General features: G+C 51.8%; 13 protein-coding genes. 7 read left to right on the forward strand and 6 right to left on the reverse strand.

From position 1 onward, the window contains the following. Window positions 1-45 precede the first annotated feature (45 nt). Complete coding sequence (crp, locus tag ON072_RS16835) at window positions 46-681, reverse strand: cAMP-activated global transcriptional regulator CRP (protein ID WP_025011303.1); 636 nt, start codon at window positions 679-681, stop codon at window positions 46-48. A gap of 356 nt (window positions 682-1,037) precedes the next feature. On the opposite strand from crp, the gene ON072_RS16840 reads away from it, so the two are divergent. Next, entirely contained in the window at window positions 1,038-1,820 is a 783-nt protein-coding gene (locus ON072_RS16840; RefSeq protein WP_370629029.1) for a tetratricopeptide repeat protein, read from the forward strand. Between the two features lie 333 nt (window positions 1,821-2,153). Here the strand turns inward: ON072_RS16840 and ON072_RS16845 are convergent, their stop codons facing one another. From ON072_RS16845 to ON072_RS16855, 3 genes are all read right to left on the reverse strand, one after another. Then, entirely contained in the window at window positions 2,154-3,041 is an 888-nt protein-coding gene (locus ON072_RS16845; protein ID WP_025011301.1) for a phosphoribulokinase, read from the reverse strand. Window positions 3,042-3,144: 103 nt separating this feature from the next. After that, complete coding sequence (locus ON072_RS16850; protein WP_025011300.1) at window positions 3,145-3,402, reverse strand: YheU family protein; 258 nt, start codon at window positions 3,400-3,402, stop codon at window positions 3,145-3,147. After that, window positions 3,386-4,363, reverse strand: coding sequence for a hydrolase (locus tag ON072_RS16855; RefSeq protein ID WP_208160467.1), 978 nt, complete (start codon window positions 4,361-4,363; stop codon window positions 3,386-3,388). The genes ON072_RS16850 and ON072_RS16855 overlap by 17 nt, the downstream gene beginning before the upstream one ends. Before the next feature lie 122 nt (window positions 4,364-4,485). On the opposite strand from ON072_RS16855, the gene ON072_RS16860 reads away from it, so the two are divergent. Next, the gene (locus tag ON072_RS16860) at window positions 4,486-4,992 is read left to right on the forward strand and encodes a hypothetical protein (protein ID WP_028779710.1); all 507 of its coding nucleotides are present in this window, start codon (window positions 4,486-4,488) and stop codon (window positions 4,990-4,992) included. Window positions 4,993-5,011: 19 nt separating this feature from the next. After that, window positions 5,012-6,625, forward strand: coding sequence for a GMC family oxidoreductase (locus ON072_RS16865; protein WP_144438407.1), 1,614 nt, complete (start codon window positions 5,012-5,014; stop codon window positions 6,623-6,625). Here ON072_RS16865 and ON072_RS16870 read toward each other — a convergent pair. Both ON072_RS16870 and ON072_RS16875 read right to left on the reverse strand, forming a co-directional pair. Continuing rightward, window positions 6,585-7,037 (reverse strand): DUF2390 domain-containing protein, encoded by a 453-nt coding sequence (locus tag ON072_RS16870; RefSeq protein WP_025011297.1) that lies wholly within the window; start codon window positions 7,035-7,037, stop codon window positions 6,585-6,587. The genes ON072_RS16865 and ON072_RS16870 overlap by 41 nt on opposite strands. A 44-nt stretch (window positions 7,038-7,081) precedes the next feature. Beyond that, window positions 7,082-8,989 (reverse strand): ABC transporter ATP-binding protein, encoded by a 1,908-nt coding sequence (locus ON072_RS16875; protein WP_144438408.1) that lies wholly within the window; start codon window positions 8,987-8,989, stop codon window positions 7,082-7,084. Between the two features lie 330 nt (window positions 8,990-9,319). Between ON072_RS16875 and ON072_RS16880 the strand changes: the two genes are divergently transcribed. The 4 genes from ON072_RS16880 (at window position 9,320) to ON072_RS16895 (ending at window position 12,798) form a co-directional block, all read left to right on the forward strand. Then, window positions 9,320-11,248 carry a hypothetical protein gene (locus ON072_RS16880; RefSeq protein ID WP_144438409.1) on the forward strand — a complete coding sequence of 643 codons (1,929 nt, stop codon included), beginning with the start codon at window positions 9,320-9,322 and terminating at the stop codon, window positions 11,246-11,248. A gap of 8 nt (window positions 11,249-11,256) precedes the next feature. Further along, complete coding sequence (locus ON072_RS16885; protein WP_144128733.1) at window positions 11,257-11,937, forward strand: hypothetical protein; 681 nt, start codon at window positions 11,257-11,259, stop codon at window positions 11,935-11,937. Between the two features lie 107 nt (window positions 11,938-12,044). Continuing rightward, window positions 12,045-12,443 carry a deaminase domain-containing protein gene (locus ON072_RS16890; protein WP_261752672.1) on the forward strand — a complete coding sequence of 133 codons (399 nt, stop codon included), beginning with the start codon at window positions 12,045-12,047 and terminating at the stop codon, window positions 12,441-12,443. Window positions 12,444-12,465: 22 nt separating this feature from the next. Continuing rightward, window positions 12,466-12,798, forward strand: coding sequence for an Imm3 family immunity protein (locus ON072_RS16895; RefSeq protein ID WP_028779714.1), 333 nt, complete (start codon window positions 12,466-12,468; stop codon window positions 12,796-12,798). Window positions 12,799-13,025 lie beyond the last annotated feature (227 nt).

A 13,025-nucleotide genomic window follows, 5' to 3' on the forward strand; every position in this document is an offset into this window, starting at 1 on the left:
CTTGGCCACTCTATAGAATCAGGCTTAAATCAAGCTGAAGCTGGCTTAGCGGGTACCGTAAACTACTATGGTTTTACCGTGCGCCTGGATCAGGTTCTGCTCTTCCAGCATCTTGAGGATGCGGCCCACGGTTTCGCGGGAGCAGCCAACAATCTGACCGATTTCCTGACGGGTGATCTTGATCTGCATGCCGTCTGGATGTGTCATGGCATCAGGCTGTTTAGCCAGATGCAACAGGGTCTGAGCGATGCGACCGGCCACGTCGAGGAAGGCCAGGTTGCCCACTTTCTGGCTGGTGCTTTGCAGACGGTGTGCCATCTGAGCGGCCAGCTTCATCAGGATCTCAGGGTTAACCTGGATCAGCTGCTTGAACTTCTTGTAAGAGATCTCAGCAATTTCACAGGCTTGCTTGGCGCGAACCCAAGCGGTACGCTCGGCTTGCTCTTCAAACAGACCCAGTTCACCGATAAAGTCGCCCTGATTCAGGTAAGAGAGGATCATTTCCTTACCTTCTTCATCTTTAATCAATACGGCAACAGACCCTTTTACTATGTAATACAGAGTGTCTGAATCTTCACCAGCATGGATCAGAGTGCTTTTGGCTGGATACTTATGAATGTGACAGTGTGATAAAAACCACTCCAAAGTCGGATCTGGTTTTGGCTTACCAATCAGAGCCATGCCTATGTTCCTCGATTGATTAAAACGAAAGTAAGGATATTCTAAATAAGGATTTTACGTCAATATCAAAGAGTAAACTTTGAACCAAGTCTTAGTTTAGACTGAGTGAATCAACGCAATTAAATCGCTAATCTTGGTTATCATTCTGATACTTTAGTGATACATGTCAACCAATACAGATTAAAAGCCCCTGGAATCGCTCCAGTCTGTAGGTTAAATCACATCTTCTTCACCTTGCTCACAATTCGCCAAGCCCATTGAGAGCTACTATTAGCGTTTTATTGGTGGATTGACCTCGACTTTCACGCCGGGTTCGGGCTAATTTATGAGTCTGTATGCATAGATTATCAAAGGGTATCAGAGTGAAATCTCCCTTAATTGCAGCGGCTGCCATGTTGGCCTTGAGTCTGTTCAGCGGACAGTTACAGGCCTTTGCCATTCCCCAGCCAAGCAAGGAAATTGCCGCCAGCAAACTGGCCTATATTCAGCTCAATGCCGCCAATGGTGAAGTGGAAGCTCAGTACCTGCTAGGTTTGATGTACCTCTCCGGCCGTTTCGTTGCCGAGGACAAAATTGCCGGCCTCGCCTGGTTGACTAAAGCTGCCGAAGGGGGCGAAACCAAGGCGCAGCAAACCCTGGCAGACCTGGCATTCGAAGGCAAGTTGATGCAGCGGGATCTGGCGCTGGCCGAGCGTTGGTATCTGCCGTTGGCGGATCAGGGCAACCATTGGGCCAGGTTCAGACTGGGTTTCCTCTATGCTTCAGGTGGTGAAGGGGTTAACCGCCATTGCGGCAAGGCTGTGGCGTTTTTCAGCTCGGCCGGTGATGATATCTCTCTTGGTAATGCCGCCTGGATCCTGGCCACTTGTCCCGAAGCCAAGTACCGCGATGGTGGTCGGGCGTTGGCGCTTGCCAAGCAACTACTGGAAGACAACAATCAGGACCCCACCAATCTCGATAACTTGGCGGCAGCTTACGCCGAATTAGGGGATTTTACCGCCGCGGTGGCGACTCAGCAGCAGGCCATTGCAGCGCTGGAGCAGTCGCAGGATCTCAGTAAGGCGCTTGAATTCCGGCAGCGACTGGAGAGTTATCGCAGTCACAAGCCTTACCGTGAAGTGGTGCCCTTGATGGAATAACGCCCATTGTGAATGCTTCAAGCCGATACGGATAATCCCTTTGCTGAACGCTGGGGTTTTTGCTGTGGTTGATTGTGTTTGCGTCAGAGGAAGAGACTGACGTTTGCATGGAGAGCAAGAATTCGGGCAATAAAAAATGCCCATTATGGGCATCTAAAATAGGGTAGGTTGTTGACATACTCGAGGGAACAAACAGATCAAGATGGGGGAATCTATCCCCAAGAGTATGTCAACCATCAGTATTTCGCCTGAAATCCCGATGACTGTAATTTACCCCTTTAGACTTAAATCAAACTTAATCGAGTCTGAAGCCAAAATTTATCTGCATCCAGCCTATTCAATATCCTGCTCCAGCAGGGCTTGGCGCTTATCCATCAGGTCTTTGATCAGCGGTGTCAGAATAAGCTCCATCGCCAGTGACATCTTGCCTCCCGGCACGACCAGGGTGTTAACCCTGGACATAAAAGCCCCCTGGATCATCTTCAAATAATAGGGGAAGTCGACATTGTTGATGCCGCGAAAGCGGATCACCACAAAGCTTTCGTCCAGGCTGGGAATATCCTTGGCGCTGAAGGGGTTGGAGGTATCTACCGTAGGAACCCGCTGAAAATTGATATGGGTGCGGGAGAATTGCGGCGTCATATGATTGATATAGTCGTCCATCGAACGCACGATTGAGCCCATCACTTTTTCACGGGTATGGCCGCGCTCAGAGGTATCGCGAATGATCTTCTGGATCCACTCCAGGTTGACTATGGGTACCATGCCAATCAAGAGATCCACGTGCTGGGCAACATTGCTTTCGCCGGTCACTACACCGCCGTGCAGCCCCTCGTAGTAGAGCATATCCGTGTCTTCCGGCAGCGGTCGCCACTGAGTAAAGGTACCCGGCATCTGGTTGTAAGGCACGGCTTCATCGAAGGTATGCAGGTAGGAGCGGGTTTCCCCTTGCCCCGTGCCGGCATAGTCGGAAAAACACTTCTCCAGACGGGCAAAGTCATTGGCTTCCGGGCCAAAATAGCTGATGTTGCGGTTTTCGGCCTTGGCCTTGCGGATCATCACTTCCATTTCGGCGCGGGTATAGTGGTGAAAGCTGTCCCCTTCCACCATGGCCGCGTTGATCCCCAGTTGTCTGAAGATGTGACTGAAGGCGGTTGTGGTAGTCGTGGTTCCGGCACCCGATGAACCTGTCACTGCGATAATTGGATGTTTTGCAGACATTTTTCCTACCTGTTTCAAAGAACTTGGGCTGCAGGCCGACGCTGTGGTTATCTGACCCGTTAACCTTTAGTTAACTACTTATAAAGGAATGCTGGGGGACGGGTCAATCGTCGACAAGTGGGGTACGCCGCATGATCTCCTCGCGGGAGCGGATGGCAACAGACTCGTCATCTTCGCTGAATTCTACCAGTAAATGGCCGCTCTTGAGCGCTAGGCGGCACTTGCCGATGGCCTGCTCCAACGCCTTGTCACCCAGGGCATCGAAACTGCCGTCTTCCACCTGGGAAAGCAGGTATTCCTTAATCAGGTTATCCAGGGTTTCCTTGGGCAGTTGCAGCAGGGATTCATAGGGTATCAGCATGGGTTGACTCCGTCAGATAACGCAGCAATCGCTGCTCCAGATAATAGCGTGGCTGCCACGGTGTGCCGCCCTCGATAAAGCCCACATGGCCGCCATTGGCATGCAGCTCATATTCGACGCAGGCGGGCAAATGCTCCAATGAAGGGATTACGGCGTCAGTCATAAAAGGGTCGTCTGCTGCATGCAGTATCAGGGTCGGTTTGGCTATCTTACCCAATAAAGGCAAGGCGCTGGCCCTTTGATAATAGTCATCGACACCGTTGAAACCGTGCAGTGGTGCAGTCACCTGATGGTCAAAATCATAAAAGGTGTTCAGCCGTTTGATGGCCTCACCATTCAGCGGCAACTGGCTGTTGCCCCGCTCGAGTTTCAGCAGCATTTTTTGCTGCAATTGGCGGATAAGATAACTTTGATAAACCTTGGAGAAGCCTTTCTCCAACCGCTTGGCACAGGATGCCAGCGCCAGCGGTGCCGATACCACTGCGGCGCGGCTGAGCAAGCTTTTATCCGCAAATTCTCCCTGGTACTTGGCCAGTACATTGCCGCCGAGACTGTAACCTACCGCCAGCAGAGGCGAATGGGGATAGCGCTGCTTCAGGGTTTGCAGACTATGGCTGATATCGGCCGTATCACCACTGTGGTAACTGCGCGCCAGGCGATTGTCTTCACCCGAACAGCCTCTGTGATGGTGCACTACGGCGGCCAGCTCCTGCTTCTGACACTTGCGTAGCAGGCGGCGGATATAGTGGGAGTCGGCGCTGCCTTCCAGCCCGTGCAGTATTACCAACAAGGGCTTACCCGGGGTTGGCGTCTTGAGCCAGTCGAGGTCGATAAAGTCACCATCTTCCAGCTCCAGCCGTTCACGCCGCAGCGGTAGCCCTGCCACCTTGGTCAAAACAGGTATGATCGTTTGAAAATGGGGGCTCCTGGCCCACCAGGGCGGACGAAAACTACTGCTCATGGGATCTCGCTTGCGAAATGGCCTATTGCCGTGGGCACTTTGCTGTGGTTAATTGGTTATTGGCAGGATTGTAACACAGATGTCAGCACAGCTGAGTGCAGGGGAATGACAGGAGGACAGGCATGCAAAGACGGCAGTTTCTGCTTTGGGCTTTGGGGGGAACCAGTGCATTGGCATTGGGTGTCAGCCTCTATGAGGAGGAGGAAATCGCCAACCTGAGTGAGCACGAAAAGCCCCATGACCTTCTGCTTGGTGCCTTGATCCCCGTGTTGCTGGAAGGGGCATTGCCGGAGATTAACAAACATAGAAGCAGTGCCATCAATCGCACTCTGGATGCGGTCAATCAAACCCTGAAATGGCTACCTAAGGCCCAGCGTCAGGAATTGGAACAGCTGCTCGACATCCTGGAAAACCGCTTTGGTTTACTCTTGCTGAGTGGCAGCATGACGCCTCTGATGCTGCGCAGCCCCAATGAATTGGTCGAGTTGCTGGAATCCTGGCGCAGCTCTTGGATGGAGCTGCTGCAACAAGCTTATCTCGGTCTCAGAGAGTTGTTGATGGCAAGCTATTATGCCTGCCCTGAGCATTGGGACAGACTCAACTATAACAAGCCAAAACTGGCACTCTGATACCCGACTGGAGACACATTTGCCGATAGCTGATCCCATTTTGGCCGGGCTGGCCGCAGGTTGGAAACATACAGATGGAGCCTCTTTGACCGAGGATCTTGAACTGGAGACGGATGTTGTCATCATAGGCACAGGTGCCGGCGGTGGCACGGCGGCTGAAGTATTGACTCAGGCGGGGCTCAGAGTCTTGCTGTTGGAGGCCGGGCCGCTCAAGTCATCCTCTGACTTTGTCATGGAGGAGCGCCGCGCCTATCCAGAGCTCTACCAGCAAGCGGCGGCCATGAAGACCCAGGATAAGGGGATCAGTATTTTCCAGGGTAAGTCGGTCGGCGGCTCCACCACAGTCAACTGGACCACTTCGATTCGCACCCCCAAAGCCACCTTGGATTATTGGCAAAGCCTTGGGGTTAAAGGTTTGTCCCGCATCGAGTTGGATCCCTGGTTCGACAAGATGGAGCAAAGGCTCAATATCAGTCATTGGCCGATAGATCCCAACCGCAACAATCAGGCCCTCAGGGATGGCTGTGTCGAGCTTGGCTGGGACTACACAGTTATCAAACGCAATGTGCTGGGCTGCTGGAACACGGGGTACTGCGGCATGGGCTGCCCGGTGAATGCCAAGCAATCCATGCTGGTCACCACAATACCGGCTGCCCTGAATGCCGGGGCAGAGCTATACAGCCATGTTCGCGCCGAGCGCTTCGAGCATCATGGTGAGCGGGTTTTTGCCCTCAGAGCCGAGGCGCTCGATGGCTATAACAAGCCCACTGGAGTCAAATTGATGATCCGCGCTCGTCATTATGTGGTGGCGGCTGGGGCAATCCACACTCCGGCATTACTGCTGCGTTCACAAATGACAGATCCCTATCAGCGCCTCGGCAAGCAGACCTGTTTACACCCAACCGTGCTCAGTGGCGCCCGCTTTCGGGAAGCAATCAATGCCCACTCCGGTGCACCGCAGTCGATATATTCGGATCAGTTTGTTTGGCAAGATGGTGCCACTGGTCAACCTGGATATAAGCTGGAGGTACCGCCGGTGCATCCTGTGCTTATCGCCTCCAAGACCCTGGGCTATGGGCCACAGCATGCCGAGCTGATGTCCTGGTTCAATCATCTGCAGGTCACCATAGCCCTGATCCGGGATGGCTTTTCGCCGGAATTGCCCGGTGGCCAGGTATTGCTGACAGATAAAGGCACTGCCCTGGATTACCCTCTGACGCCGGCCTTGTTTGCCGCCGCCAGAAGGGCCTTTGCCAGCATGGCCGAGCTGCAGTTTGCCGCAGGCGCCGAGCAGGTTATGCCCATCAATGAGGGCGCCGGAATTTTGTCCTCCTGGCAAGAGGCCAAACAGGTTATTGCCGAGATGCCGCTGGCGCCACTGAAGACCATAGTGGCTTCGGCGCATGTGATGGGTGGCTGCGCCATGGGGGAAGACAGGCAGTTATCCTGGGTGAACAGCGAAGGCCAGGCGCATTACTACAGCAATCTGTCGGTGATGGATGGCTCTGTATTCCCCAGCAGTTTGGGAGCCAATCCACAGCTGAGTATCTATGGTTTGACTGCGCGCAACGCCTGCTTGCTGGCTCGGAGGCTCAAGCCTGAGCCAGCAGAGCAGGATGTTGCTGAGGGCTGAGGTTGAACTGTGCCAGATAGGTACTGAGATTGTGTTGCTTGTCTTCAGTGACGCTGCGAGGCAGGCCATTGAGTTTGTGCAATATCAACTGCTGCCCTCTGCGTTCCATCATCAGCTCGACATCCAACATCTGTTGGTACTCGGCTTGTCCCAGGTTGGGTTTGGCCAGGCGTCTCAGCCGCCGATAGGGACGCAGAATGCCGCTTTCCCACTGCTCAACTTCGCTGTGGAGCTGGGCCCATGAGCCCTGGTTGAGACTAACGCCTTTGTTGTCCAGGGTCAGCGCCAGCAGCAAGAGGTTGACTATCAGGCCGTGTTCGTCCTGCAGTTTTATCAGCAGGCTTTCCAGCGCCGGGTAAAGTGTTTCACATTCCTGCCAAAGACTAGAGGTAAACAGACTCGTATGTGGCACGCTTTTCTCCTTGCTTGCAATCTCAACACCCGAGTTTCCCCGGCTCAAAGGCCTGACTCGGCTTCGATGGTGTCTATCTCTTCCTGAAGTTCCAACCAGTTCATTTCACTCTCTTCCAGCGCCTGCGAAAGTTGGGTGCGCTCGGCGAGGATCTCCGTCAGTCTGGGCTTTTGCTCGGCCTCGTAGAGAGAAGTATCCGCCAGCAGATTTTCCAGCTCCGCCAATCTGTCGGTAGCCTGGCTCTGCTCGGCTTCCAGTTTGGCCTGGCGTTTCTTCAGTGGTGATAGTTTTTGTCTCAATTCAGCTTCCAGGCGCTTTTGCAGCTTCTTGTCCTGGGCCGGTGAGGCTTCGTCAACCAGAGACACACTTGCCGCTGCGGCTTTGGCGGCATCCAGCAACCACTGGTGATAGTCATCCAGATCGCCATCGAACATCCGCACTTCGCCGCCGTCGACCAGGTAATAGTCGTTACAGGTGAGTCTCAGCAGATGACGGTCGTGGGACACTATCACCATGGCGCCTTCAAAGCCCTGCAGCGCTACGGTCAGGGCGTGGCGCATCTCCAGATCCAGGTGGTTGGTGGGCTCATCGAGCAGCAATAGATTGGGGCGTTGCCAAACCAGCAGCGCCAGCACCAGACGGGCCTTTTCACCACCGGAGAAGGGACGCACTTGGGCAAGTGCCATATCGCCCTGGAACCCAAAACCACCGAGGAAGTCTCTCAACTCCTGTTCGCGGGCATTGGGGGCCAGGCGCTGCAGATGCTGCAGCGGGGTATCATCCAGCTGTAGAAACTCTATCTGATGCTGGGCAAAGTAGCCGATATTGAGCCCGGGATTGGGCTCGTACAGGCCGCGCATGGGCGAGAGTTGCTCAGACAGCAACTTAATCAGGGTGGACTTACCGGCACCGTTGCGCCCCAGCAAACCGATGCGGGCGCCGGGTACCAGATTGAGATGCACTTTGTTGAGAATAGCCTTGTCGCCGTAGCCGACCGACACATCTTCCATCTTCACCAAGGGGTTGGGCAGCGCATCCGGCTCGCGAAACTCCATATAGAAAGGGCTGTCGGCCTTGGAAGGCATCAACTCAGTCATCCTTTCCAGTGCTTTCAGGCGGCTTTGGGCCTGTTTGGCCTTACTGGCCTTGTAACGGAAGCGGTCCACAAAAGACTGCATGTGCGCACGCTCTCGCTGCTGGCGCTCATAGGCCACCTGTTGCTGGGCCATACGCTCGGCGCGAGTGTGTTCAAAGGCGCTGTAGTTACCCTTGTAGAAGTTGAGTTTCTGGTGTTCCACATGGACGATTTCGTCCACTATGGCATCGATAAAGTCACGGTCGTGGCTGATCAGCACCAGCGTACCCTGATAGGATTTAATCCAACCCTCCAGCCAGTACATAGTATCCAGATCCAGGTGGTTGGTGGGTTCATCGAGCAGCAATAATTCCGAGCGACACAGCAGTGCCTGCGCCAGATTGAGACGCATCCGCCAGCCGCCGGAGAAACTCTTCACCGGATGGCTCTGCTGGGCCTCGGTAAAGCCAAGACCTGCCAGTAGGGTACCGGCACGGGCGCGTATGCTGTAGCCGCCTACGGCATCAAGCTTGCCGTGCAGTTCGGCTATCCTGTGGCCATTATCCTCGGCTTCAGCCTTGGCCAGCTGGGTTTCGAGCTCGCGAAACTCACGATCGCCATCGAGCACATATTCCAGTGCCGATACCTCCAGCGCCGGGGTTTCCTGGGCGACAGTTGCAATGCGCCACTGGGATGGCACGCTGATCTCGCCTTTGTCCAGGTGTAGTTGCCCTAAAATCAGGGCCAGCAATGAGGACTTGCCCGTACCGTTGGCGCCGACTAATCCCACCTTGTGGCCGGGATAAATAGTCAATGAGGCCTCGTCAAGCAAGGTCTTGGTGCCACGGATCAACTGGGCATCGGAAATGGTGATCATGAATACTGCTTTGGAATACGCTGAATTTATGGGGCCAGATGATAGCCCAGAACCCCGGCCTCAGGCTATAGCAGCAACACTTTGCTGTGAGCTGGCACCTGGGGGTAAAAGTAGTTCATCATTTCGAATGAAAGACTCCCCTCAAAAGTATAGTTTTACGGCTAACGACGCGAAAAATATCGGAAAAAGCCAAAGTTTCAGATATTTCTGAGCTGCTTTTTGTAAAAACTTGCAGTACCATCCAGGCGCGCTCAAAAAAGCGCCACAGGAAACAAGGAGTTTTACCAAGGGGTAACCTAATTACCTTGGGGCAGACAGGGAGAGTCGTAGATGGGCGTAATCCGCGTAGTCAGCATGGCTGAGTTGCATCTCAGCGATGCCGGGCAGATTGAGGCCAACTGGCAAAGCTTGAGCAATGAACAGCTGGTATCTTTGGCGCCGTCCGGGCGCTCGCTCGAGCAGCTCAAGCGGGAACTGGCCGATGGCAGCAGAGTGATCCTCAGTGATACTCCAATCTTGCCACTATTTCGTTATCAATCAGGCGAGTGGATTACCAACATTCAAGAAGGTATTTCCCCTCACGCCGTTAATCAGATCCAAAAGCGTTTTGCCTCTGCAGGCAGCAGTGCTCACTTTAAGACATCCACCGGCAGCCTGGCCCCGGCCATCGAACCTGTTTACAGCCCGGATCCCAGCCTTACTCAGATTGCGCCCACCACGGCGCCAACGGCCAAAATCAGCCCCAAGTTCGCTCAAGCCAGACGCAGGTTGGAGTTGGAACTGGTTTACGATGACAAAGAGGAGACGGCGGCCGGTAAGGTGCCCTATAGAGTCGAATTCAGTGATGGTTCGCAAAAGAGCGGGGTATTGAATGCCAAGGGCTGGGCCTGCCTGGAAGATTGCCCCAACGGGGAAGCCACAGTGATCTTCGGCGATGAGGCTGAGCGCCAAAGTGCAGAGCAAAGGTTACCCGACCTCTACCGTCAGTTGGCGGCGTCGCTGGACACTGCGGCAGCGGAAATGGCCAAGAAAAGCGAACAGTTGGCCGCTCAGGCGGATGTTCAGCAAATCAGTGACAGCTTCAGGCAAAAAGTGGATGCACAGCTGGCGGAGCTGACGGCTCAGCGAGAGCAGTTCAACCAACAGCAAATCTGGCAACAAGCCTTGCAGACTGGCCAGGCTTATACACAGGGGCTGAGTCAGGGAACAGCCTGCTTCATGGACGATTTGCTGGATTTCAGTGGCTTGATGGCATTCCTCGAGGAAGCAGAGATAAGTCTTTCTTTGTTGCTCGAGGCGATAATGACAGGCGATGTCGATGCTCTGGAGGCCAAACTGGCCCAATGGCGTGTCCGCAGTGAAAATGGCTTGAAGGCCACAGGTGAGGCGATGGAAATGCTGATCTTGCTGTTAAAAGACGAGTATGTCCGGGCCTTATTGCAATCACTGCCACTGCGTTATCTGGACGCCCTTCCCAAAGATAAGCTGGCCGAAATAGCCGGTTATATGCATAGCCGGGTCAGTTTGGATGGCATGTTGGAGATGTCTCTTGTCCTGCTTGCGGCGTTGGTTGGCAGCGTCTTTGGGGTGATCCTGATGTTTCTTGTTGTGACCAAGAAACGGGCCAGCAGGATTATCAGCCCGGCCAGCAGCGTATTGGAAGATATCGCCAAGGCCCAAAAGGCGATTCGGAACGACCATGCAATTCAAACTTATATCGGGAAACACCAGACTCCACTGAATAGTAAGGCACCAGAGGGTGATGTTGACACTCCTTTGAAAAGTCAGGAGAATCCAAAAGGTGTTCCAAGCAATCCAAATAGAGGATTAACTTTCGTTGTAGAAAATTTAGGAATGCCCCGAAATTCCGCAATGCAGAATGCAAGGGATTTTGAATCAGGGACAACGGGGGCATTCAGTGAGATAGCAACACGTCAGCGCCAAGTTCCTGCGCTTCGATATGACAATCCTAATCCCAATGGTGCGCCTTTCGTTAAGTTTGATGGTTACCAACAGCTTGATAATGGAGTCATTGAGCTCATTGACTCTAAGACTAGAATTGTTCCGTTTTCTACAAGAGAAGGGCCTTTTATATCGCCCAGTGTTCGTGATGGTTTAGTGAGAAAAAGCGAAGCCTTATCTCAAAACTCTGGATACAGAGGTGTTATTGAATTGCCAACTATTGAAGCTCGTCGTGAGGCGCAGCAGGTTCTCCGAAAGTTAGGTATTACCAATATTTCCACTCGAGTACGGCAATAGGTGTGTTTATGCAGGTAGAAGCAAGGTTTAGGCGAAGAGCTAAGAGCGGAGAGATTATTTCAGAACTGAATAACTCTTTATTGAAACGATTATCAAAGATCCATGGGTTGTGGGCTGAATCAAAATCAGTGGAAGATGCTTATTTTGATTCAGGAAGTGGTGAAAGTGCGGCTTCTGATCTTTCACCGTGCTTAGTCAATGCAGTTAATGGTGCAATATCCTATGCGTCTCGATTGCCTGTAGCGATTACGGATAAAGCGACTTCTGATGACTCATTAACTTTAACTTTCGATAGTGATGAGATTAATTTTCATGAGTTTTGCAATGATGTTTTCCCTGAGATAGTTGAAGTGTTTTGTCCATACAGAGCAGCAATTATAACTGATTTAGAACAAGACTTAGATGATTTTGAAGATATAGTCCAGGAGTCGCAACGTACAGGCAAGGATATTGATGGAAGGGACAGTGTATTCAGGATATACCCTGTTAATTACTTTGATGATGCGATGTGTAACAGAGCATTCGGTATTACTGCCCATGAAGTTATTGAAGTGCTCACGACGTCGATTGAGCGCGTAGAGGAAATTGCAGGAGGAGCATTGTTGTTGGTTTCTAGCGAACCTGTAACAGGATCTGAATTAGCTTCGATAGATAGTTTGGTTAGAGGATGTTTAAGTAAAATAGAATAAAACTTATCTGTACTAGCTCAAGCTTGGTCTGACAGCTACTCGTTTTCATCGATGCCTGTCAGATTAAATTTGAGCTGACAAAAAAACAGGACAGCCAGATCTTTTTGATGTTTCTTCGTGCTGAGCTACTTAAAAAGCTTCAAGGTAGCGGCAATGTTGGAGTTGCTCAGCTTGATATTCCAGGATTGCCAATAGAGTTGAAGGCTCATAGTCGTATTAACTATCCAACCGATAAGGGCGCTGATGGGTTTGTGCATTTAGCTGATGAATCTGATTGGATTTTTAAACCGAAGTCAGTCGATCCCGACAATGTTAGAGTGGGTACGCCAGACGCGTATACAAGACAATGGGATACGGAGTTTAAGATCTTGAACGATGTGGCTTTAAGGCTTGGAAATAATCGAAATGCAACAGGCTCAATAAACCTGTTTACAGAAAGGTTAACTTGTACCAGTGCACTGATGTTATTTTCGATTTTAAAGCTCGTTATCCTAATATTCAGCTAAACGTGTTTGCGGGGGAATAATTATGGACAAATGGTCATACGAAGAACTTCAAGAATTTATCCATGAGGATATTGAAGAGTTTATGCGCGATGGGCTCGATATTCGACAAGCTTCTTCACGTGTACAGGTTGAGTATGCGAAGTCAATTGAGAGTGGTGAGCTAGAAAAGCTAATTATTTATATGGTTTTGTGTGAAGAAGGCCTAATGCATGGATTTCTCAGGGATGATATCAAGGAGCAAACTCTAGAATTGTTAGAGCGGATTAATCTTGAACGGTGTGATCAACAACTTAGTGATGATGAACAGTGTAGGTTAAGAGATGATATGAATCGAATATCTTCTCTTCTTGCATAAAGCGAACGGGTATGTTGTTCCAAACAAGTTTGGTGAAATCTACTCTAAGGCACCAGCTACAGAATACTACAGAATACAGGACAGCCATATCAGAATACAGGACAGCCATATCTTTTTGATGTTTCGCACAGTCTTGACTAGGCTTTGAAATACCCATCAAAGCTCAGTCGAGGTTGGTTATGACCACTGCCCGTCGCCAGTTGATAGATGCTGAAAGTACGCCCTTT

This window comes from Shewanella sp. K8 (assembly GCF_028823715.1).
Taxonomy (GTDB): domain Bacteria; phylum Pseudomonadota; class Gammaproteobacteria; order Enterobacterales; family Shewanellaceae; genus Shewanella; species Shewanella algae.

Excerpts from the sequence above, each read along its gene's own strand:
- crp (WP_025011303.1), bottom strand. The coding sequence starts at position 681 with ATGGCTCTGATTGGTAAGCCAAAACCAGATCCGACTTTGGAGTGGTTT.
- ON072_RS16845 (WP_025011301.1), bottom strand. The coding sequence starts at position 3,041 with ATGTCTGCAAAACATCCAATTATCGCAGTGACAGGTTCATCGGGTGCC.
- ON072_RS16850 (WP_025011300.1), bottom strand. The coding sequence starts at position 3,402 with ATGCTGATACCCTATGAATCCCTGCTGCAACTGCCCAAGGAAACCCTG.
- ON072_RS16855 (WP_208160467.1), bottom strand. The coding sequence starts at position 4,363 with ATGAGCAGTAGTTTTCGTCCGCCCTGGTGGGCCAGGAGCCCCCATTTT.
- ON072_RS16860 (WP_028779710.1), top strand. The coding sequence starts at position 4,486 with ATGCAAAGACGGCAGTTTCTGCTTTGGGCTTTGGGGGGAACCAGTGCA.
- ON072_RS16875 (WP_144438408.1), bottom strand. The coding sequence starts at position 8,989 with ATGATCACCATTTCCGATGCCCAGTTGATCCGTGGCACCAAGACCTTG.
- ON072_RS16880 (WP_144438409.1), top strand. The coding sequence starts at position 9,320 with ATGGGCGTAATCCGCGTAGTCAGCATGGCTGAGTTGCATCTCAGCGAT.
- ON072_RS16885 (WP_144128733.1), top strand. The coding sequence starts at position 11,257 with ATGCAGGTAGAAGCAAGGTTTAGGCGAAGAGCTAAGAGCGGAGAGATT.
- ON072_RS16890 (WP_261752672.1), top strand. The coding sequence starts at position 12,045 with ATGTTTCTTCGTGCTGAGCTACTTAAAAAGCTTCAAGGTAGCGGCAAT.
- ON072_RS16895 (WP_028779714.1), top strand. The coding sequence starts at position 12,466 with ATGGACAAATGGTCATACGAAGAACTTCAAGAATTTATCCATGAGGAT.